This window comes from Vibrio sp. S9_S30 (assembly GCF_014694455.1).
Classification (GTDB): Bacteria; Pseudomonadota; Gammaproteobacteria; order Enterobacterales; family Vibrionaceae; genus Vibrio.
The window spans coordinates 71,451-92,356 of sequence record NZ_JAAUWT010000009.1 but is presented as its reverse complement, the minus strand read 5'-3'; the positions used below and the strand labels follow the sequence as shown (position 1 = coordinate 92,356).

General features: G+C 45.7%; 20 protein-coding genes and 1 pseudogene. 12 read left to right on the top strand and 9 right to left on the bottom strand.

Going from position 1 to position 20,906, the window contains the following annotated elements:
* The first annotated feature begins 68 nt into the window (after positions 1-68).
* A complete protein-coding gene (locus HC752_RS12440) occupies positions 69-1,451 on the top strand; it encodes an MATE family efflux transporter (protein ID WP_190335483.1) in 1,383 nt (460 codons plus the stop codon).
* A gap of 65 nt (positions 1,452-1,516) precedes the next feature.
* Here the strand turns inward: HC752_RS12440 and HC752_RS12435 are convergent, their stop codons facing one another.
* From HC752_RS12435 to HC752_RS12425, 3 genes are all read right to left on the bottom strand, one after another.
* Entirely contained in the window at positions 1,517-1,759 is a 243-nt protein-coding gene (locus HC752_RS12435; protein WP_190335481.1) for a glutaredoxin family protein, read from the bottom strand.
* A 12-nt stretch (positions 1,760-1,771) separates the two neighbouring features.
* A complete protein-coding gene (locus HC752_RS12430) occupies positions 1,772-2,704 on the bottom strand; it encodes a ribonucleotide-diphosphate reductase subunit beta (protein ID WP_190335479.1) in 933 nt (310 codons plus the stop codon).
* 64 nt (positions 2,705-2,768) lie between these two features.
* Positions 2,769-5,042: a ribonucleoside-diphosphate reductase subunit alpha gene (locus HC752_RS12425; RefSeq protein WP_190335477.1), complete on the bottom strand. Its 2,274-nt coding sequence runs from the start codon at positions 5,040-5,042 to the stop codon at positions 2,769-2,771.
* A 372-nt stretch (positions 5,043-5,414) separates the two neighbouring features.
* On the opposite strand from HC752_RS12425, the gene HC752_RS12420 reads away from it, so the two are divergent.
* Together HC752_RS12420 and lpdA are read left to right on the top strand one after the other, a co-directional pair.
* Positions 5,415-5,831, top strand: coding sequence for a hypothetical protein (locus HC752_RS12420; RefSeq protein WP_190335475.1), 417 nt, complete (start codon positions 5,415-5,417; stop codon positions 5,829-5,831).
* A 335-nt stretch (positions 5,832-6,166) separates the two neighbouring features.
* Complete coding sequence (lpdA, locus tag HC752_RS12415; protein WP_190335474.1) at positions 6,167-8,305, top strand: dihydrolipoyl dehydrogenase; 2,139 nt, start codon at positions 6,167-6,169, stop codon at positions 8,303-8,305.
* A gap of 65 nt (positions 8,306-8,370) precedes the next feature.
* On the opposite strand, the gene HC752_RS12410 is transcribed toward lpdA, so the two are convergent.
* Genes HC752_RS12410 through HC752_RS12400 form a run of 3 tightly spaced genes read right to left on the bottom strand, consistent with a single transcriptional unit; the run spans position 8,371 to position 10,845 of the window.
* On the bottom strand, positions 8,371-9,270 hold the full coding sequence (locus HC752_RS12410; RefSeq protein WP_190335472.1) for an EamA family transporter: 900 nt from the start codon (positions 9,268-9,270) through the stop codon (positions 8,371-8,373).
* A gap of 3 nt (positions 9,271-9,273) precedes the next feature.
* Positions 9,274-9,978: a UTRA domain-containing protein gene (locus tag HC752_RS12405; protein WP_190335470.1), complete on the bottom strand. Its 705-nt coding sequence runs from the start codon at positions 9,976-9,978 to the stop codon at positions 9,274-9,276.
* A 57-nt stretch (positions 9,979-10,035) separates the two neighbouring features.
* Positions 10,036-10,845 carry an IclR family transcriptional regulator gene (locus HC752_RS12400; protein WP_190335468.1) on the bottom strand — a complete coding sequence of 270 codons (810 nt, stop codon included), beginning with the start codon at positions 10,843-10,845 and terminating at the stop codon, positions 10,036-10,038.
* A 382-nt stretch (positions 10,846-11,227) separates the two neighbouring features.
* On the opposite strand from HC752_RS12400, the gene HC752_RS25450 reads away from it, so the two are divergent.
* The 8 genes and pseudogenes from HC752_RS25450 (at position 11,228) to HC752_RS12360 (ending at position 16,952) form a co-directional block, all read left to right on the top strand.
* On the top strand, positions 11,228-11,458 hold the full coding sequence (locus tag HC752_RS25450; protein ID WP_190335467.1) for a phosphate acyltransferase: 231 nt from the start codon (positions 11,228-11,230) through the stop codon (positions 11,456-11,458).
* Positions 11,459-11,474: 16 nt separating this feature from the next.
* Positions 11,475-11,864, top strand: a complete 390-nt coding sequence (locus tag HC752_RS25445) for a phosphate acyltransferase (RefSeq protein WP_190335465.1) — start codon at positions 11,475-11,477, stop codon at positions 11,862-11,864.
* Entirely contained in the window at positions 11,771-12,526 is a 756-nt protein-coding gene (locus tag HC752_RS12385; protein ID WP_190335462.1) for a sulfite exporter TauE/SafE family protein, read from the top strand. The genes HC752_RS25445 and HC752_RS12385 overlap by 94 nt, the downstream gene beginning before the upstream one ends.
* A gap of 45 nt (positions 12,527-12,571) precedes the next feature.
* Positions 12,572-13,379, top strand: a pseudogene (gene creD / locus HC752_RS12380) (cell envelope integrity protein CreD); the annotation flags it as partial.
* A gap of 423 nt (positions 13,380-13,802) precedes the next feature.
* Entirely contained in the window at positions 13,803-14,015 is a 213-nt protein-coding gene (gene cspE, locus HC752_RS12375) for a transcription antiterminator/RNA stability regulator CspE (RefSeq protein ID WP_190335461.1), read from the top strand.
* 409 nt (positions 14,016-14,424) lie between these two features.
* Positions 14,425-14,634, top strand: a complete 210-nt coding sequence (locus HC752_RS12370; protein ID WP_190335459.1) for a hypothetical protein — start codon at positions 14,425-14,427, stop codon at positions 14,632-14,634.
* A 257-nt stretch (positions 14,635-14,891) separates the two neighbouring features.
* Complete coding sequence (locus HC752_RS12365; protein WP_190335457.1) at positions 14,892-15,788, top strand: hypothetical protein; 897 nt, start codon at positions 14,892-14,894, stop codon at positions 15,786-15,788.
* Positions 15,789-15,806: 18 nt separating this feature from the next.
* Positions 15,807-16,952, top strand: coding sequence for a hypothetical protein (locus tag HC752_RS12360; RefSeq protein ID WP_190335456.1), 1,146 nt, complete (start codon positions 15,807-15,809; stop codon positions 16,950-16,952).
* Positions 16,953-17,052: 100 nt separating this feature from the next.
* On the opposite strand, the gene grxB is transcribed toward HC752_RS12360, so the two are convergent.
* Entirely contained in the window at positions 17,053-17,703 is a 651-nt protein-coding gene (gene grxB, locus HC752_RS12355; RefSeq protein ID WP_190335454.1) for a glutaredoxin 2, read from the bottom strand.
* Between the two features lie 179 nt (positions 17,704-17,882).
* Between grxB and HC752_RS12350 the strand changes: the two genes are divergently transcribed.
* Positions 17,883-18,029 carry a hypothetical protein gene (locus HC752_RS12350; RefSeq protein ID WP_190335452.1) on the top strand — a complete coding sequence of 49 codons (147 nt, stop codon included), beginning with the start codon at positions 17,883-17,885 and terminating at the stop codon, positions 18,027-18,029.
* Between the two features lie 8 nt (positions 18,030-18,037).
* On the opposite strand, the gene HC752_RS12345 is transcribed toward HC752_RS12350, so the two are convergent.
* Positions 18,038-19,783, bottom strand: coding sequence for a cobaltochelatase CobT-related protein (locus tag HC752_RS12345; RefSeq protein WP_190335450.1), 1,746 nt, complete (start codon positions 19,781-19,783; stop codon positions 18,038-18,040).
* Complete coding sequence (locus HC752_RS12340; RefSeq protein ID WP_190335593.1) at positions 19,776-20,744, bottom strand: AAA family ATPase; 969 nt, start codon at positions 20,742-20,744, stop codon at positions 19,776-19,778. Before HC752_RS12340 ends, HC752_RS12345 begins: the two co-directional genes overlap by 8 nt.
* Between the last annotated feature and the right edge of the window lie 162 nt (positions 20,745-20,906).

The following is a 20,906-nucleotide window of genomic DNA, read 5'->3' as shown; positions in this document are numbered from 1 at the left end:
ACTTTTATCTATCCACATTAGAAATATAATTGCGCAAATTTTGTTCAAAATAGTCAGGTAAGCGCGCCATGTCTCACATCACTCTCCCTCAAAAAACCGATTCCGTAACAAAAACGTTTTGGCGTTATGCCATACCGTCTATCGTAGCCATGGTGGTGAGTGGTCTTTATCAAGTCATCGATGGCATTTTTGTTGGTCACTACGTTGGCAGAGATGGGCTCGCAGGAATCAGTATGGCCTACCCTGTATTGGCGATCGTCATTGGGATTGGCTTACTGATTGGTATGGGGGGCGGCAGTGTGGCATCCATCAGCCGTGGAGAAGGAAATGCAAGGTGCGTCAACCATTCTCTCTTCACCGCCATTGTACTCATTGTTGCTACGGGTAGCGTAGGGGCAATCTTCCTAGTGATGTCCAGCGGCTCAATATTGTCCATGCAAGGCGCTTCAGGTTTGCCAAGAGCATTCGCTGAAGATTACGTCAACCTATTAACCACAGGTGCCGTACTGACCATTGGGGCGACCGCACTGCCAATGTTAGTCCGAAATGACAACAGCCCCAACCTCGCTACCGCATTGATTGTTGTCGGTGCATTCGCGAACATTTTACTCGACTATGCCTTTTTGGCTCACCTCAATATGGGGCTAAAAGGGGCGGCGATGGCCACCTTAATCGCCCAGTTGGTCACCTGCCTATTGGGGCTTTGCTATTTCCTAAGCAAGTATTCGGAAGCGAAAGTACTTTATGGTGTGTTTAAATGGCATTTGGCAAAGCGCATCATTCAACTCGGTGTTTCAACCTTGGTGATGTTCCTTTATTTTGGTTTCGTTATGGCACTGCACAATAAGCTATTTATGATGTACGGCGATGCAACTCATATCGCGGCTTTTGCCATTGTCGGTTACATAGCGAGTATGTATTACTACTTCACGGAAGGGATCGCTAACGGAATGCAACCACCAGTGAGTTACGACTTCGGTGCCAAGCAATACAACAACATTATTAAAACCGTTAAATTGGCATTATCGGTTTCGGTAAGCTTGGGGATCGTTATGGTGGTGCTGGTGAACCTATCTCCCCTAACGGCCATCTCTTTGTTTACTACTGGTGACGCAGTATTAACCGAGGCCACAGCACAAGGCGTGAAACTTCATTTGCTTGCTCTTTACTTGGATGGCTTTTTATTTGCGGCTTCTGTTTACTTTATGGCGATAGGGATGGGTGGCAAAGCCCTATTTGTCTCTGCCGGTAATATGTTTATCCAATTGCCTTTTTTATGGATTTTGCCGACATATCTCGGTGTAGATGGCATTTGGCTATCGGTGCCCGCTTCAAACCTTGCCCTTACACTAATAGTGTTGCCCATGTTAATGAAGAGCCTGAGAACCCTTACATCGCAACAGAAAAAAGCCGACATGAAAACCTATCAGTTCGATACCACGACAATGTAAATCCCGTGGTCAGGTTCATGAAAATGGCGGCATTCACATGCCGCCATTGTCGTTTCTACATCTCACTAAAATGCCGCTTCTGACACAAATGCTAACTGTCTTTTCAGCGATTCAAAATCCCCTACCGCTTCACCATTCACTCTAAACTGCGGATAGCTGCGTGCTGTCGGGAAGAGTTCAAATAAAGATTCGCGGTCGAAGTCTTTATCGAGCTTAAGTTGACGTAACTTCATACCCTGCTGAGCAATCCAATTGGCTGCGGTGACACATTGAGGACAGTTGTCCTTGCTAAACATCTCTATTTGCATGTTCCCCTCCTGTTAGAAATCGGCGTCAAAAGCCAGTTGACGATCTTGCGGGCGTTTATACTCAGTTACCCGTTTTTCAAAGAAATTGGTTTTCCCTTCCATATCAAGCAGGCGCATGTAATCAAATGGGTTTTCCGCCCCAAAAACAGGGTGAAACCCAAATAACCCCGCAATAACATCCGCCGTGTGCTCAATGTATTGACACATCAGATCCGCATTCATACCGATCAGATCCACAGGCAATGCCTCTGTTACAAACTCTTTTTCGATAGACACCGCTTCACGGCATATCTCTTCAAATTCCGCTTGCGTCACCTTGCCCTGACCCAGCGTTTTAAACAGCAATGCTGAGAAGCTAAAGTGCAAACCCTCATCGCGGGCGATTAAGTCGTTACTTGCTGCCAGACCGGCCAACAAACCGCGCTTACGGAAGTAGTAAATTGCACAGAAACTGCCCGCAAAGAACAGCCCTTCCACTAAACCAAACGCGATTAAGCGCATGGCAAGGGGTTTGTCGGACGAGATCCACTTCATCACCCATTGGGCTTTGCGCTTCACCGTTGGCACGTTATCGATGGCGTTGAACAAGCGCTCGCGCTCTTCCACATCCGGTATGTACGTTTCTAGCTGAAGCGCGTACGTTTCCGCGTGAATGACTTCATTAAACGCTTGCAGTGCAAGGAAACAACGCGCTTCTGCAATTTCAATTTCACCGTAAAAACGAGTCAACAAATTCTCATTAATCATGCCTTCACTTTGCGCGAAAAACGCCAAAACGTGACGGATAAAGTGCTGCTCCCCTTCCGTCAGTTTTTGCAGATCAGGCAGATCTTGCGCAAAATCGAGCTCTTCGGTTGTCCAAAAAGCGGCTTCATGGGTTTTGTAGGCTTGCCAGATCTCTTCGTACTGAATAGGGAATAGGCTAAATTTGTTTTTTACTATCATGGGAGTGTCCTAATGCGTAGGCAGAGCATCGTCCGCCTTAATATCAATAATGTTAAAGTCGTTGTTATGCGCCGCAGCCTACACACTCTTCGCTGTCGTTATTCTCTTCGCTGCCGTTATTACTAACGGTTACCTTTACGGCGTTCGCTGAGGGTTTGGTGCGCAAATAATACATGCCCGTTTTCAAACCGCGCTTCCAGGCGTAGAAATGCATCGCGTTAATCTGAGCAAACGTAGGAGACGCCAACCACAGGTTGAGGCTTTGTGACTGACAAACGTACGGACCACGATCCGCCGACATGTCGATGATCGCCTTTTGAGAAAGCTCCCATACTGTGCGATACACCGCTTTTACATCATCAGGAATGGACGCAATATTTTGCAAAGAACCGTTGTTCAAAATGATGGAATCGCGAATCGCGGCTGTCCATAAGCCGCGCTCTTCCAACACCTCGACCAAGTGACGGTTAACAATGATGAACTCACCAGACAGTGTCTGACGTTTGTAGATATTGCTGGTTTGCGCTTCAAATGCTTCGGTGTTCCCCAAAATTTGAGCGGTAGAAGCCGTCGGCATTTGCGCGATTAAGAGCGAATTACGAAGGCCATGCAAAACGATGTTGTTTCTCAGGGTCGACCAATCCCAACGAGCGCTTGGCTGTTCGTTCCATAAATCAAACTGGAAAATACCTTGGCTGGCTGGCGATCCATCGTAGCTGCTGTAAGCACCCAATTCTTGGGCTAACTCGCACGAAGCTTCAAGAGAGGCGTGGTACATGGTTTCGGCGATATCACGGTTCAGCGCACGGGCTTCATCACTGTCGTAAGGCAGGTGCAACTTGAAGAACACATCGGCCAAGCCTTGAATGCCCAAGCCAACAGGTCGGTGAGCGTGGTTCGATTTTTCGATTTTGTCGGTTGGGTGGTAATTCACGTCAATCACGCGATCTAGATTCTTGATCGCAATTTTCGTGATGTCATGGAGCCTTTCGAAATCAAACACCCCATCAATAATGCATTTGGGGAGAGCGAGTGAAGCCAAATTGCAGGCGGCGGTTTCGTTGGCTGTCGACACTTCCATGATCTCAGCGCACAAGTTACTGGACTTGATGGTGCCCAAGTTTTTCTGGTTCGATTTCACATTACACGCGTCTTTGTACAGCATGTAAGGGGTGCCCGTTTCCGCTTGGGACTCAATAATCTGAGTCATAATTTGACGCGCTTTGACTGTTTTGAGCCCTAGCCCCTCACGTTCATACTTTTCGTACAAGGCAACAAAGTCATCACCGTAAACGTCAGAGAGCCCTTTCGCACTGTGTTCGCTGAACAGTGTCCAATCACCGTCTTGTTCCACACGTTCCATGAATAAATCGGGCACCCAAAGCGACAAGAAAAGATCCCGAGCACGGAATTCTTCTTTACCGTGGTTTTTACGCAGATCAAGGAAGGCTTCAATGTCGGCGTGCCAAGGTTCTAGGTAAATCGCGAAAGACCCTTTTCGCTTACCGCCACCTTGGTCTACATAACGAGCGGTTTCATTGAACACTTTCAGCATCGGGATAATCCCGTTCGAAATGCCGTTCGTACCAATGATTGGTGCGCCCGAAGCTCGAATATTGTGGATATGTAAACCAATGCCACCCGCCGATTTTGAAATCAACGCGCAATCTTTTAATGTGTCGTAGATGCCTGAAATGGAATCATCTTGCATCGCCAAAAGAAAACACGATGACAGCTGCTGCATTTTGCAGCCCGCATTAAACAACGTAGGCGTTGCATGGGTGTAATACCCCAAGCTCAACATGTCGTAGAGCTCTTTGATTTCCTGGATGTTTTCACCCGCCACCGCTATCGCAACCCGCATGTACATGTCTTGGGGGCGCTCAACGATCACGCCATCCACTTTCAGTAGGTATGAACGCTCTAACGTTTTGTAGCCGAAGTAGTCAAACTGATAATCACGTTGGTAATCGATCAGCTCTGCCAGCTCAGCACCTTGCCGCAGTACTTGAGCAACATAGTCATCCGATAAAATGCCGATTTTTGCGAGCTGCTTTGTTGCCCACTGGAATCCTTGGGTTTCTTTTTGAAGTGAGCTCACCAGCACTCGGGCGGCAAGCTTAGCGTAATCTGGGTGCTCTGCTGCCAAACTTGCTGCTGTTTCTGCCAGAAAAACATCAATCTCTGTCACCTTAATGCCATCGTACAGACCACTTACTACTTTTTGCGCCACTGCTATAGGTTCGACCTTTAAGCCGTCAGACAGTGCTTCTGCCCTTCGGGTCACTTTATCTAGGCTTGTTTTCTCTTTTCGCCCGTCGCGTTTTATTACGTCCATAACTATATCTTGTATCCAGATTGAAAAATAACCACTACATATCGACATATAGATCTAATTGATAATGATTATCAATTCAAGTCGTTTTACATTTTGGGGAGAAAGAGTGAAAAAGATTTTGCAATATCGAGATACCTTGTCAGGGCAGGCACCATCTGGGAGCATCGCTTTGAAGCACGAAAATTCCCACAAAATCAAAAAGGGAGCACTATTGAATTATCTCGATGATATATTTAGCTTTTCTGTAAAAAGGGCGCATAAATAACATTTCGTGATCGACCACGTAAATTTTAAAACAAAAAAGGGGAGTAGATTTATTAATTGATAATGATTATCATTTAATTAAATTCAGTCATTTGGGATGTTAAAGAAATGGATTCACTTCATCATCAGATTTTCCGCAATATCGACAACTATCGCTTGAAGGTGCAAGATTTAAAAACCGAGATGTATTTGTGTGAAGCGGTACTGACCAAAAGTAATGGTTGTGAGCAAGCGCTTCATGCTTACAACGACGCCTGCAAAAAACTGGTGAAACGTTCCCAGGAAGTCGGTGACGACTATTGCGCCATTCGTGTATTGAAAAAACTGCACTACGCGCTGGTCAATGAAATGAACAATTCCGACCGCAGTCAGACATTTCGTCACAAAAGCTATCTTTTAGCGTGCGATACGTTAGTCGAGATGTGCCGTCTCTATCGCTTGTATGAAAATGAACCGCGCGCCCAAATGTGTCAGGAAGAATTTTCGCGCTCCCTTATCTGCAACCACCCCCCTAAATCATACTGAGTTTTCTTTCACCTCAGGGGATTTGTTTTTTCTGTCATCAAGCCTCATTCAGAATCAAGTGGAATAAGGCTCTCTCCTTTTTTTAAAAAAAAGTATAAAAACATGAAATGAAGCGGCGCTTTGTTGGGTCTTTTAAAACAAGTCCTCAAAACAGGGCAACCCATGAATACTCAAACTCCCTCAAGATGCTGGATCCGGAGCTCTTCTGTTTCAGTTCAGGGAAAAGAACGTATTGGTCCTGTTTTTATTAACCAGTTTCACTACACTTATAGCCAGACCACGTCATGGATATAAGTGGTTGATCATTTTGCCAACAACCTAATGAAGGAAATGTGATGAGCAAAAAAAAGATACTTCTCGCGCTCGCGATTGTTGGGTTCATAGTTTTATGGTTCAGCTTAGATTTGGGGCGCTTCCTAACCTTGGAAACGGCGAAGCAGCAACAGGAGCAACTGTCTTCTCTGATTGCTGAAAATCCTCTGCTTTCCAGTGTGACTTACTTTGTCATTTACGTCATCGTAACTGCCTTATCGCTGCCGGGTGCCGCCATCATGACGCTACTAGGCGGCGCATTGTTTGGATTTGGCTGGGGCTTGCTGTTGGTTTCCTTCGCCAGTTCGGTAGGCGCAACCTTGGCGTTCTTGTTCAGCCGATTTTTACTGCGCGACTGGGTACAAAGCAAATTCGGCGAGCGTTTATCTGCCATTAACGAGGGCGTTGAAAAGCAGGGTAAGTTCTACCTGTTTACTCTGCGCTTAATTCCAGTATTCCCGTTTTTTGTCGTCAACTTATTGATGGGCTTAACGCCAATCAAAGCCCGCGATTTTTACTGGGTGAGCCAGTTGGGTATGCTGGCAGGCACGGCGGTATACGTTAACGCCGGTACTCAGTTAGCTGAAATCGATTCGTTAGCGGGCATTATTTCGCCTCCGATTCTGCTTTCGTTCGTGTTATTGGGTTTGTTCCCGTTAATTGCGAAGAAACTGGTCGACATTATTGCAGCACGTAAAGTGTATGAAGGTTGGAAGAAACCGACAAAATTCGACACCAACATGGTCGTTATCGGTGCCGGTTCTGGCGGTTTGGTGTCGGCGTATATTGCGGCGGCCGTGAAAGCCAAAGTTACCTTGATTGAGCGCCATAAGATGGGCGGTGACTGTTTGAATACAGGCTGTGTGCCATCTAAAGCTTTGATTCGTGCCGCGCACACCATGAAGGAAATCTCTCAAGCCAAACGCTTTGGCATTGACGCGGGCGAAGCAAAAGCCGATTTTGGTGCCGTTATGGACCGTGTACAACACGTCATTGCAGGCATTGAACCGCACGACTCTATCGAACGCTATTCTTCGTTGGGTGTCGATTGTGTCACGGGCGAAGCGAAAGTCCTTTCCCCTTGGGAAGTGGAAGTGAACGGTGAACGGCTCACGACGAAAAACATCGTTATCGCAACAGGGGCTCGCCCATTGGTTCCGGGGATCCCAGGTTTAAGCGATGTTGAATACCTGACTTCCGACAACGTATGGGAATTGCGTGAGCAGCCTGAAAAACTGTTGGTATTGGGTGGCGGACCAATCGGCTGCGAACTTGCGCAAAGCTTTAGCTTGCTTGGCTCGGATGTAACGCTGGTTGAGATGGCGGAACAAATCCTCATTCGTGAAGACAGAGAAGCGTCTGATCTCGTGGCAAGCCACTTGGCAGAAGACGGTGTCAACCTATTAACGGGTCACAAAGCGGCGCTATTTGGTCGTGATGAGCAAGGTCAGTTTGCGGAACTGGAACACCAAGGTGAAACCAAACGCGTTTACTTTGATAAGGTGTTGCTGGCACTCGGTCGTGTTGCCAACGTGAAAGGCTTCGGCTTGGAAGAACTCGGCATTGAGGTCACCGAACGTGGCACCGTGGAAGTGAACGAGTACTTACAAACTAAGTACCCAAATATCTTCGCGGTTGGAGACGTCTGTGGACCATTCCAATTGACCCACGCTGCGGCGCACCAAGCCTGGTATGCGGCGGTAAATGGGTTGTTTGGACAATTTAAGAAATTCAAAGCCGACTACCGTGTGATGCCAGCGGCCACGTACACCACACCAGAAGTCGCTCGCGTGGGTATTAACGAAAGCGAAGCGAAAGCCAAAGGCTTGAACTACGAAGTGTCGACTTACGGCATTGATGATCTAGACCGCGCCATTACCGATGGGGCAGACATCGGCTTCATTAAAGTGATCACGCCAAAAGGCAAAGATACCATTCTCGGCGTTACCATTGTGGGGCATGGTGCGGGAGAATTGCTGGCAGAATTCACATTGGCAATGAAGTACAACCTTGGTCTGAACAAGATCCTTGGCACGGTTCACCCTTACCCAACCATGAGTGAAGCAGCGAAGTACACCGCTGGGGTATGGAAAAAAGCCAACGCACCAGAAAAATTGCTGGAATGGGTGCAAAAATTCCACGGCTGGCAACGTGGTAAGTAAACCAACAAGGTTTTAACCAAAAGTGCCCTGTTTTTCAGGGCACTTTTTTGTTTTTACACAGGTCATCAAATAAGAGCTAAGACAAGTCCAACGACAATACACACCACCCCGACCCCTCTTGTATACAGCCACTTTTCTTTCAAAAACAGAATACCTAACAACAGTCCAAAGATGATGCTGGTCTGGCGCAGTGCCACCACCAAACTGACATTCTCTGTTAATGTCATAGCATACAAAACCAAAATGTAAGTTATCCCCATCATAACGCCTGCAACCGTGGCGGATTTTTTCATTGCCCAACCCTGCTGAAAAACCTGCCATTGTTTGGTCACAGCAAAGGTCAAGGTTAATGTCGCCGCCATAAACGCAAACTGAATACCTAAATAAAAAATAGCGACCTGTTGCGCGCTGTAAACTTCCTTCACTTCACGGGTAAGCATGTCTATCGCGACTTTATCCAGAATGGAGTATCCCGTTGTTCCGACTGCGGCGACAAGCGCCCAAGCCACCCCCCCATTCAGGTAATCGGAGAGCCTAAACTGGCTGAATTTTACTAGCGGAACAAACAGACAACCAAGGGTGATAAGGGTAAAACCAATCCATTGGACATAATTCAATGTTTGCCCCAACAATACCGACCCCAGCCCAACCATGAGCACTGGCATCGCTCTTGCGATAGGATAGATAACCCCTACATCGGCACGTTGGTAAGCGTACGCTAACCCAAGCATATACACCGCTTGAAAGACCGCACTCATGCCGACCCAAAGCCAAAACTGGGAAGGTAAGGCAATGTCGGGAGAGGAAAGAAACCAAATCGTATAAGGTGCCAAGATGAGGGTAGGAGCATACGCTGAAGCGAGAAAAAACGCCCCACCAGCGCCTTGCTTCGATTTACCAATGATATTCCAACTCGCGTGCAACAACGCTGAGAAAACCACTAAAACGATAGCAAACAACGACATAAGTTAGCTTTTCAACACCACAGACGACTCAATGCTGATCGCATCATGACGCCAATATTCAATCCGGCAATCAATGATCGCTCCGGAATGGTCTAGGCTGGAACGCTCAATCACCATGGCAGGTGCACCCGGTGTTGCGCGTAAAGACTGCGCAATGTCTCCAAGTAGTGAAGTGGTTCGCAGCCGAATTTGAGTCGATGCAGGGTGAATACCGTATTCGCTCGCACAAAGACCACTGAGTGAAAGGGTAAGATCGTGTTCCAGTAAGCTCGGCGCATAGTCCGGCTGAACATAATGAGTCACATGCATCACAGGGCGTTCATCGAGGTAACGAAGCCGTTCAATCTTATGCACATCAGAGAAAGGCTGCAGATCCAATATCTGAGACGCGTATTTGGTCGCCAAAATGGTTTTTGCGGTCAGAACGTCCGTTCTCGGCTTTCTTTCATTCGCTATCGCCAGTGCCGTAAAGCTAATGTCTTTACCCGGATCGTAGCTCAGTGGTGGTGGCGAAATAAACCACCCTCGCCTGTCTTCACGATAAATTTTCCCTTCAATTTCAAGCAGTGATAGAGCCTCCCGCAATGTAACTCGGGTCGTACCAAAGGACTCCGCCAATTTACGCTCTGGCGGTAACTTTTGCCCCGGAGGCAATAGCCCTGATTCAATCTGTTCTTCTACTGCAATTTTGATCTCTACGTATTGCACCTATCCACCCATTCACCTATTCACCTGAACTCGGAATAACACACGACTTTCTCGTGGCTATTTGCCAGACAACCGTTCATCTTCTTCCTCTTCTATTTTGGCCAATGCGTTGGCTGCGCGCTGTAAAGCAGGAAGAAAATGCAAGGCTTGTTCTGGTTTTAGGCGAATAATCGGCGCTTGTATGGCAATACCAAGATTAGAACGTCCGCGCTTTGTAGGCACCAATACAGCAACACAAAATAGACCCGGCAAAAACTCTTCATTATCGATGGCATAACCATTGTTCTTAACCTGTTCCAGCTCTGTTTCTAAGTCTTCAACACTGGTTTTCGTATGCTGAGTATAGCGCTCTAATTCTGTGGTGGTTAACACACGCCTACGCTGCTTGGCGTTCATGTTCGCGAGGAAAAGCTTACCCGTTGCGCTGCAATGCACAGGCACACGTGAGCCCGGGTGCAAATAAAACCGAAGTGGTGCTTGGGTTTCAACACGATCGACATACACAATCTCGCCCCCTGAAAGCGCAGTCAGGTTGCAGCTTTCTCCCACTTCGCTTTGCAATCGCAATAATACGGCGTGCCTTGCGCTGTGAATCGTGCTGTTCAATAACAACTTTTCGGCAAAACGGCGTAACCGTATTCCAGTGCTGTAATGCCGATCATCATGATCACGCTGCACAATGCCAGCGCTCTCTAGCTGCTGAAGCATTCGATGTAATGTGGGCTTCGGCAAACCTGTTTCTTCGACAAGGCTTTGTAACGAGAAAAATTCGTCCTTTTCTGCGATCACTTCGAGTAATGCAAAAAGGCGCAAAGTGGGCGTATCACCCTCCACTTTAGGAGGCTGAATAGGTGACTGGTTATCCATATTTCTCCGATGTTTTTCTTAAACTGCTCACGTGACCACTTATAGCAAGAAAGCAATATGATTTATACCACATAGCAGATTTTAGATGGTTCTATGGGGTTTCAGTCGTTAGCAACGTCACCAAATCACTACTTTCGGAACAAATTAAATCAATAAATAGAATAAAACATTATGAAAACCATTGAAAAGATCATCGAATACTTAAGAAACACTCTAAAAAGATCGTGTTGTGCGAAACACAAGGTAGACGCATCCTCAACGCCAGTGTGAAAGCTCAGCCATGCTCACGCGTAAGGGTAACTCCGATGGGGTGGTTGCAGGCTCGATACGCATCACTGCCGATGTTGTTCGCAATACCACTCAATGAATCGGTCCCCATAATGTGTTCCCACTCGTATTGACAGACCGTGGCTTGGTGGTGGATTCAGCCGAAGAACAACGTACCAACATTGCCATATCAATGTTCAATAACGCTCGGCAACGGCTGAATGTCGAATCCAGAATCGCGATGCTTTCAACCTCAACAAATGGTAGCGCGCACCATTTGCCAATAACGCACCATTTGCCAATAAATAAAGTGAACAATGTCCATAAAAGAGTACAATATCAATAACCTAGCTTAGCCATTGATGAAAACGTACAGTTCGATGCGGTATCGTGGCAGAGGCTGCCAGAAAAAATCACCGAATTCGACGGTAAAAGGTAATGCGAATGTGCTCCTATTTCCAACCATAGAGGCTGGCAATATTGGTTACAAACTGGCAGAAAGGCTTAGTGGTGCGAAAGCCATAGGACCTCTTCTTATAAGGGTTGGCAAAACCAGCCAACGATTTGTCCCGAAGATGCAGCGAAGACGATATTTTCTATGTCATTGCCACGACGGTTGTTCAAGCTCAACACACCTGAATGAGGTAACCTATTTAGAATGGAACTCGCCCTATTGTTCGCCATTATCGCACTTGGCACGTATTTCCAAACTGTCGCTGGCTTTGGGATTGCCATTATCATTATTGGTTTGACCAGCGCCTTTAAACTCTACAGTTTGCCTGTTGTTGCCGCCATCATCAGTTTGATCACCATTGGAAATTGTCTAGTTGCCTTAAAAGATGTTGGTCGACAAACCCCTTGGCGTAAATGGGTATTCACCATTTTAGGCGTTATCCCTGGTATCTATATTGGTCTACTGGGCTTGAACCATCTCAGCGGTGAAGCGATCAGTACCTTGGAGTTTTTGTTGGGTTGTATCATCTTGTACAGCGCCATCAGTTTATTTTGGCGAGCGAAAGCAAAAAAAGAACTCTCTAGTGTTCGTAGTTTCTGTGCTACTGGGTTTGCTTCGGGGCTCTGTAGCGGAATGTTTGGGCTAGGTGGTCCTTCACTTGTCTACCACTTTTATCGCCAACCTATGGCAATGGAGCATATTCGTGCGCTGTTGCTTTCTACCTTTCTTTGTAGTTCGGTTTCTCGAACGGTGCTTCTTGCATGGGGAAACCAGCTCACCCCTGAAATTCTAACCATTTCAGCCGCAGCGATTCCCTTAGTGATAGTTGTGACCTACTTAACGCAGAAATACCCAACGAATATCCCCCAAAATACCTTGAGAAAAGGGATATCGATTGTGTTGTTTTTGATCGCGATGCGCTTGATGGTACCGTTCTTTATAGACATGCTCCCCAAGTGACTCATCTAATTAAACACTGATATGTGACGGCTGCTAACACACATACCTCTAACATTTGATTTGAACTTCTTGCTACAAGGTATGGGTAATCTACAAATCACCCCGATTGGCAACAATACCAGTGTTAATCTTTCTTCTAGCTGGCCTCACCCGAGTTTTATTGGCGATTATTTGCCTATTTCTTCCGATATCCAAGAAACTGGCTTCAGTGCTCAATGGGCAACCAACAACTTTTCAACCAACATTACCCAACTGTTTGATAAATGCATGTCAGACAACACCGAATGTTACGAACTTAACGGCAGGCAAATGGGTGTGGAGTTGATTGATCCTGTCGACCATTACCTTAAATCACATCGCGCCGTAAACTATTCTCTGCTGGTCATTACCCTGATATTCGCAAGCTTCTTCTTGTTAGAACTGTTCCAAGCACGCCCTATTCACCCTATCCAGTACGGTTTTGTGGGTCTTGCTCTGGCACTGTTTATTTGTTGCTGATTTACCTTAGTGAGCACACAGGCTTCAACTGGGCATACTTAGTGTCTGCCATTGCCTCCACTGCCTTATTAAGTGTGTACGTGGGCGGTATGCTGAATAACCGTAAGCATGGCAGCATCTTTGGAATCAGTTTACTCATTCTGTACGGATTGTTGTTTGGCTTGCTGCAAGCCGAAAGCTATGCCCTACTAATGGGAACACTATTGTGCTTTGTCGTCTTAAGCTTGGTTTTGTCGTCTTAAGCTTGGTTATGGTGATGACTCGAAACGTCAATTGGTATGAACGGAGTGCAAAAGCCGCAAATGCAGAGCCTCAATCCGATCATGGTGCTGATTTAGAAGACAGTAAACAGTAATCCGATTCAACCCAAACGAGATCCGCATTAGCGGCTCTCGTGTTTTATGCCATGCGACAAACGAAAGACTTGGAGGCGAAAGGGAAATATTCACAACAAGCACATCTGCACTCTCATCAATATGCAGCTATATGCACAAAAAGTATCCTTTTTATGCGAAGTTGCCTCTGTTCCCAAAGATAAAAGCCATATATTGAAAATAAACCTTTACAACACGACTCTCTGATGTAATATTACGTGCGCTCTGTCACATAGAGTTATTTAAAAAAACATTAAGTCAAAGCAAGTCTTCAGAATTCCTTCGTAACTGTTGAACCCTCTGTTACTACACCCTTAGCTTCATCGTCAAATTAAATAATTCCAGCTTTCAGTGCATTCGCGTATAGCGAACCTATTTAATTCAATATATTTAAGGGGCATTCCATGTCTAACAAAGTAACTGGTTCTGTAAAGTGGTTTAACGAAGAGAAAGGTTTCGGTTTCATTTCTCAAGATAACGGCGGTGCTGACGTATTCGTTCACTTCCGTGCTATCGCTTCTGAAGGTTTCAAAACTCTTAATGAAGGTCAGAAAGTGACTTTTGAAGTAGAGCAAGGTCAAAAAGGTCTTCAAGCTGCTAACGTAATTCCTGCGTAAGTTATGCTTTTACGAGCAAGCTTAGTGGCTTGCTCGTTTTGCCCTTCCGGCTCTACCTCGCACCACCGCTTCAGCTATACAATCTTCTTTGTTATTACTTCAATCTATTGCTGTGTTTTCACACCTCCATCATTATGATGCTCGTGTCATAGAACTATTTTAGAAACTCATAGTCTTAATACATCGAAGTGTAACATTCGCATACTTTAATGAAGATATTTGATATGTATTTGCATACGCTTAAATATCAAACAGAATTTAACAACGAAAGGTCAAAAGCCCTTAGGGTCAATTGAACTGAGTCCATATAAAAAGGAAAAACCATGTCTAAATCGATTGGTCGACACCGTTTCTGGTTTCAGAAATGCCGAAACAAAACTGAAAAATCCAACGCTCGAAGAGGAAATAAATGAGAATAGAATTCAATATATTTAAAAGTAACCTTCAGTGGGGAGTCACGACCCACCAAATCAATAGCGATATCTTGCTGCGCAATGTACTCACCAAAGGCAACGTATCGGATTTAAATCTGCAATTTTCGTACGACGAGCACACCAGTAGAGGCACCATTGCCAACACAAGTAATCAAATCATCGGTGATTTTCTCGTCTATTTTTAATTTGTCAGCCGCGACATACTGACAAACCTAAGTTCGCCATTCAGAACACACCTGTTGAACACATTGATACTGCCGCCCGTATCATGTGATTCAATCCCCTCTCTTTGTATCAAATGCTATGCCGTAGCGCCTTCTTCCCCCCCTTTTCAAAACAGGTAACCATAAAACACATTAAATTTACAAAAATCCGACACTAATCTCCTTATTAAATATATGCCTATGCATAATGTTTAATCAGTCTAACAAGGTGAACGTCAATGAATCTATACCAAACACTTATCGCATCATGTGCGATACTGGGTGTTGGCTGTACCAGTACCGCATTGATTGAAGCTAAAAACGTGGATATGGCGTTTACCGCCACCACTAACCATGATCCCGCCCTACCTTCTTTCTGCCAAGAGCAGGACAACAAGTTTGTCCCCGAGTCGCTAGTAACCACTTTCTTGATAGATCAAGCTGCCAGCTTTTTCGTCGATGCTGTCGATAAGCAAGTGGAGAAAGAACTGAAGAAAAAAGTTCAGGTTTATACGGGGGAATTTCTTGTTCAATGTGACTTGAAAGAACAAAGAGGCTCGCGTCAATCAGCACAGCAAACAGGTAATACTGATGAACTTGCTTTCCCAATGTCCATCCAGTTAAGTTCTGCTAAGACCGCCCCTAAATTGATACTGCCTCTCACGCTCACAACCTCTCCGATCTTCTATAACGCATCGGTGAATAGCCATGCTTTAGCTGGCGAAATATTCAGCTCGCGTCCCTATCAGTGGCATCACCTCGTTCAGAATAAGAACCCTAAAAAAGCCTTTAAAGGGGCAGCAACACTGAATTTGAACTGGGTAACATATACACGCAATAAGGAATCTATCGCTGTCAATACGATTTTTGACGGTGAGATTGCAACATTGGACATCCCTACAACGATTCCTAATAGACGAACTTCTTTCGGCAAGTTATCGGGTCTTAGACCCCCTAAAGACCAAGATAGAAAGTTTCCTCAAGTCCATAAAATCACCTTAACCCTAACCGTAGTAGAAAGGTCCATCTCAGCAAAAGCGTTAAAAAAGCTGGCTGAAGCGCTTGAAAATAAAAAGGATGACAGCAAAGAAAAGTTATCCGAAAAACTGAAAGAGAGACTTAATGTAAACGAATAAAATATTAAGGAGATCAAAATGAAACGTTATTTTTTACTCGCCATCTGCTTAGTACTAACCGCTTGTGCCTCTCCCTATTCTCCTCCTGAAATGAGCGAAACAACAACCTTTGAAGGGTTAAGCACAAACGGAGCTCAAACCATGACTTATCGAACCATGACTTATCGAACCATTGTGGTTATGGTTCATGGCATGTGTGATAAATCATCGAATTGGGCTAAAGAGCCTATTGAAAGCATGGTAAAAAAGGCGGGATACAATGGCCCTATCGTACAAAATGACTTGGGCTACTACTTTCCCGATGACGGGACATCCCAAGGCTTTCCTTACCTAAGAGAATACAAAGTAAGCGATGATCAATCTGAATTGAAATTTTACGCGTATCATTACTCTGAATGGAATCGGATCCGACATTCTGAGGAGCTGGAGATTCAAGGTAAAGCGGCCTTTTTGAATAAAAAGCTCAAAGACAGTTTGGTCTCTGGGTGCCTGTCAGATGTCACCACCTATGCGGGGTCGAAAGGCATTAAGATTCGTGAGTACCTCGCAAAATCGATGCAGAAAGTCCAAGATTTGAATCCGGAATCCGACACCATCAAGAACCGCATCTTCTTTATTTCATCCAGCTTGGGAAGTAAGGTGCTTAGAGATGTATTGATGTGCACCCCGCATCCAAATCAGCGCTCTGGCTACGCCAAAAATCAGTCTACGACTAAGTCGCTCATTGCCCGTTCATCGACGGTCTTTATGACCTCCAATCAAATCCCACTCTTGAGCCCAGTGAATAATTGCATGCCCTTAGATAACAATAAAGATAACGCGACAGAACAAGACGGTTTGCGCTCCAACAGCTTAGTGGCTGCAGTGCTCGAATCCGTAGGAAGAGAACAGAAAGAGCAAAAGAATCTTCAGAAAATGAATGTCGTCGCGTACACCGACCCCAGTGATTTACTGAGTTACCCTGTGAATGACTACGGCAACGGCAATGCAACAGTAAATAACCCAAATTCAGGTGAAGGTAGGGTGACTGTACACAACGTAAAAGTGAGTAATACAAGTACTTGGTTCGGCATTGTGACAAATATGTATAAAACTCATACGGGTTATTTTAGTAATCCAGACATCATTGAAAGCATAGTTTGCGGGTCGAATGGGTGCCAATAACGCTAAACACTTTAACCGTTAAAACGAACGGCACTTCAAAATAGGAAAAATCCCGATCACATCGGGATTTTTCATTTCTGCTCTCGCAGGATAAGGAGCCCTACACCGCAACCGAGTCGAACAAACGGATTTTAGTGAGCGCCGTCACTTCATCGATGTATTGTCGAACACGCTCAGGGAACCGGATGCCTTTCACGACCGTTAAGTTACGTAGATGGGGATACAAGTTCACATCATCGTAGCTAATTGTATTGGCTCGCTCTGAAGGCAACGTCAGCCAATCCAGCTTTTCAAGCAACGCATTCATTTGCGTTAAGTATTCGTTTGTTTTGGAGAAAGCCTCTTCAAAACTCATCCCTATCATGGCGGATTTGTTTTTGGTAAACCATGCATTGGCGGCTTCACTGCCGTACTCTGGTAGTTCAATCATCAACCAACGCGGGTAAAGTAAAGGACCACTAAACTCAAACGATTGCGCTAATATCTCACTAATTTTGTCACCAAGCTTGCCTTCAGTAATAACGGGAGCACCATCTGACGCATCCAAATATTTCGCGATATCCAAGCTTTCTGCCATGTAACTGCCATCAGGCTTTTGGAGAATGGGCACCATGTTCGCGCCTACTTTTTCAATACGGGCATCAACGTCGTCGTTTTGTAAAAACACTTCTTCAACGTCAAGGCCTTTCAAGCCTGCAACCATCATCGCTTTAATGCAGTACGGGCAATGTTCAAATACAAACAGTTTCATTTCTTCTCCTTAAGAAGTTGAATTGTGAGGTCAGTCTACAAAATTTTCCGATGTTATGCAGGATTAAGTCTTCATGAGAGGTAAACACTTTAAAAAGATAAACACTACAAAATAAGCAACGATTTGACGCAATCTACAAACATTTCGATGGGAACACACTTGGGGCAGGTGATTACTTTATGTCAAAGTGTGCGATAGAAGTACTGTCAGGACACTCTATTGAAACAGCCGTTCGCCGAACCTTGGAGACCATCAATGCTATTTTAAACACCGAGAAAGCAAACTTGTACGAGACCAGTCTTGAACTAACCAAGGAGTTCGACTAACCCTAGCCTCACGTAAAAGATGAAAAGCCCAAACGACAGGCTATTTTGTCGATCACATTGAACAGTGTTTGGGTGTTGGTATCCGATACCAAATCAACGGCTAAGTGGTGAGTGTAAAATGCGCTCAAATCCAGCCCTATCCCCATTCCAGTGACTAACGTTCCCTCTTGTTCGCATTGCGCAATAGCGTGTGAAAGATGGCGCGCAAGATAAGCCTCATCGTTCGCCAATTGAGTTGCGGTATCCATAGGGCAGCCATCGGATATCACCAATAGCGCCTTCTTCTGACATTCGCTGTTCGACAATCTTTTCTGAGCCCAGAGTATGCCCTCGCCATCAATCCCTTCTTTAAACAAATCGTGCTTCATCATGGCGGCTATCTGTCGTTTCGATTTCACCCAATTGTCTGAAGCGCTTTTAAAAATGAGGTGTCTCAGTTCATTGAGCCGCCCGGGTAACTTTGGCTTTCTCGCCTTTAACCAATCTTGCTGCGCTCGCCCCCCATTCCATGAACGCGTGGTAAACCCCAACACCTCCGTTTTCAATCCGGCTAATTGCGCCGCCCTAACCAGAACATCAACCATCAGTGCGACAGACCGAATTGAATTGCGCATCGAGCCAGAACAATCAATAAGAATCGTCAATTGCATATCTGGCTTCAGCATGTGGGGGCGAGTATAAAATACACGCTTCTCGTTATGGCTCGTCACGATCTGACTAAGCCTGCGCCCGTCAATCAAACCCGATTCTTCACCAAACTGGTACTGGGGTTCGCATGGAATGGAAAACCGTTCCTTCATTCTCTGCGCAACTTTACGAATGGACATACCCGACTGCATCCACTGTTTATCAAGGTCTTCCCGAAACTCGGCAAGTAACGCCTCCCTGACCAACGAAGCTGCAAAACGTTCTTCATCATAGTCCGCAGTAAAAACCTGATACCCAGAAAATCGCCCTTCAAAAGAAGTGCTCTCCCCTGTTTGGGCTACAGGCAATTCACACTCAATCTCACCCTCATTGTCCACCAGCAAATCAAAGGCTATTCGGTTGCGAGTAGGCGGTTGATTGGCATCCTCATCCTCTAGTGTGCTGTCTACTAAATTCGCAATCACTTGCGCAATATCGTTCGCAAACTTAGCGTATTCAAGCTGGCTATTTGCTGATCTTTTTAGTTTGGAAAGCGGGGTTCCGATAAGAGGCGCTAACGCCATTCTTGTAGACTCTATCTGTTCTTCAATGATCTCAGGGATAGGTAAGGATTGAACCCGTGATCGCGTCATTTGCAATACCGTAAACAGCAATATGCCCACTTGGCTTTCCAGCAGCCCTGCCCTTTCATATTGCCGAGACCAACGCTCAAAGTGCGTTTCTATGTTGACGCGCATCCCTTCAAACTCTTTTGAAATCAACGATTCCACTCGAAACTGTTCTAGCGCATCAAATACCCAACGAGCCACTTGGTGTGTTGGCCGGCTTGCTAAAAAATCAACTTGATGGGTGTTAGTGAGATGCGCAACCCATCCGTCGACGGATCCTCTTTGAATGACTCTTTCACCTTCCAAAGCGGGGGTTTGCTCAAGATGAATAACATTTCCAACATCCCTCAGTTGCAAGTGAGGAGCAAGCGTTACCAACGGCTGCGAACGTTGAAACAAACGATCCCCTTTCAGTTCAATATCGGAATACCCTGAAAGCGAGCGCAACGTCGCCAGAAAATGCTCTCGACTTTGTTGATTGCGTTGTTTCTCACTCATCGCTGCTCACACGCTCATGCAGTTCTCGATTAAAACAGCGCTGATAGTATTCTTCCAAAAGGGCTTGTTCCGATTCCTCACACTTATTGAAAAACGTCAATTTGAACGCCAACTCACAATCCTTAAAAATTTCATAATTCTCCGCCCAAGTCATCACCGTACGCGGCGACATAAGACAAGAAAGATCCCCCGTATCGAAACCTTGCCGAGTGAGGTTAGCGAGCTTCACCATTTGGTTCACCAATGCCATGCCTTGAGGTGTGTTTTTTTCGGGAACCCGCGCCAACACAATCTGCGCTTCTTGTTCGGCAGGCAAATAATTGAGCGTCGCCGTCAAATTCCACCTATCGAGCTGCGCATGATTTAACACTTGGGTGCCGTGGTACAAACCGTTGACGTTTCCAAGCCCAACGGTGTTCGCCGTCGCAAACAACCGAAATTGCGGATGAGGGACAATCACGCGGTTTTGCTCCATCAAAGCAAGCTTGCCCTCTTTTTCAAGCAGCCGCTGAATAACAAACATTATGTCTGGTCGCCCTGTGTCGTATTCATCCAGTATTAGTGCCATGGGCTTTTGTACCGCCCAAGGCAAAATCCCTTCTTGGAACTCCGTCACTTGTTTCCCGTCTTTCAATACGATGGCGTCTTTACCAACGAAATCGAGACGGCTGAGGTGCCCATCTAAATTTATTCGCATACAAGGCCAATTCAATCGTGCGGCAACCTGCTCGATATGCGTCGACTTCCCTGTGCCATGCCGACCTTGAATCAATGTTCGGCGGTTATGAGCAAAGCCCGCAAGTATCGCTAACGTCACCTCAGGATGAAATTGATACGCCGTGTCAATTTCAGGCACATCCTGTGTGGGATGTGGGTATCCCATCACGTCCATATCCACATCAATGCCAAACGTCTCCCTAACAGAGTAGCGGGTGGTGACTCGCTCTGTTCTCATATCCATCGCACTCGTATTCATCACACTCGTATTCATCACACAATCCTTTTCATTCAGTGGCGCCTATTCTTTCTCAGCCCTCTCAAGTTGAACACCTTTCGTGCGCTATTTTGATAACAAGATATCGATTTATGGAACAAATCATTCCATTTTAAACATTTCCATTGA

Coding starts and splice junctions, on each gene's coding strand:
- HC752_RS12440 (WP_190335483.1), top strand. CDS start 69: ATGTCTCACATCACTCTCCCTCAAAAAACCGATTCCGTAACAAAAACG.
- HC752_RS12435 (WP_190335481.1), bottom strand. CDS start 1,759: ATGCAAATAGAGATGTTTAGCAAGGACAACTGTCCTCAATGTGTCACC.
- HC752_RS12430 (WP_190335479.1), bottom strand. CDS start 2,704: ATGATAGTAAAAAACAAATTTAGCCTATTCCCTATTCAGTACGAAGAG.
- HC752_RS12425 (WP_190335477.1), bottom strand. CDS start 5,042: ATGGACGTAATAAAACGCGACGGGCGAAAAGAGAAAACAAGCCTAGAT.
- HC752_RS12420 (WP_190335475.1), top strand. CDS start 5,415: ATGGATTCACTTCATCATCAGATTTTCCGCAATATCGACAACTATCGC.
- lpdA (WP_190335474.1), top strand. CDS start 6,167: ATGAGCAAAAAAAAGATACTTCTCGCGCTCGCGATTGTTGGGTTCATA.
- HC752_RS12410 (WP_190335472.1), bottom strand. CDS start 9,270: ATGTCGTTGTTTGCTATCGTTTTAGTGGTTTTCTCAGCGTTGTTGCAC.
- HC752_RS12400 (WP_190335468.1), bottom strand. CDS start 10,845: ATGGATAACCAGTCACCTATTCAGCCTCCTAAAGTGGAGGGTGATACG.
- HC752_RS25445 (WP_190335465.1), top strand. CDS start 11,475: ATGAAAACGTACAGTTCGATGCGGTATCGTGGCAGAGGCTGCCAGAAA.
- HC752_RS12385 (WP_190335462.1), top strand. CDS start 11,771: ATGGAACTCGCCCTATTGTTCGCCATTATCGCACTTGGCACGTATTTC.
- cspE (WP_190335461.1), top strand. CDS start 13,803: ATGTCTAACAAAGTAACTGGTTCTGTAAAGTGGTTTAACGAAGAGAAA.
- HC752_RS12370 (WP_190335459.1), top strand. CDS start 14,425: ATGAGAATAGAATTCAATATATTTAAAAGTAACCTTCAGTGGGGAGTC.
- HC752_RS12365 (WP_190335457.1), top strand. CDS start 14,892: ATGAATCTATACCAAACACTTATCGCATCATGTGCGATACTGGGTGTT.
- HC752_RS12360 (WP_190335456.1), top strand. CDS start 15,807: ATGAAACGTTATTTTTTACTCGCCATCTGCTTAGTACTAACCGCTTGT.
- grxB (WP_190335454.1), bottom strand. CDS start 17,703: ATGAAACTGTTTGTATTTGAACATTGCCCGTACTGCATTAAAGCGATG.
- HC752_RS12350 (WP_190335452.1), top strand. CDS start 17,883: ATGTCAAAGTGTGCGATAGAAGTACTGTCAGGACACTCTATTGAAACA.
- HC752_RS12345 (WP_190335450.1), bottom strand. CDS start 19,783: ATGAGTGAGAAACAACGCAATCAACAAAGTCGAGAGCATTTTCTGGCG.
- HC752_RS12340 (WP_190335593.1), bottom strand. CDS start 20,744: ATGGATATGAGAACAGAGCGAGTCACCACCCGCTACTCTGTTAGGGAG.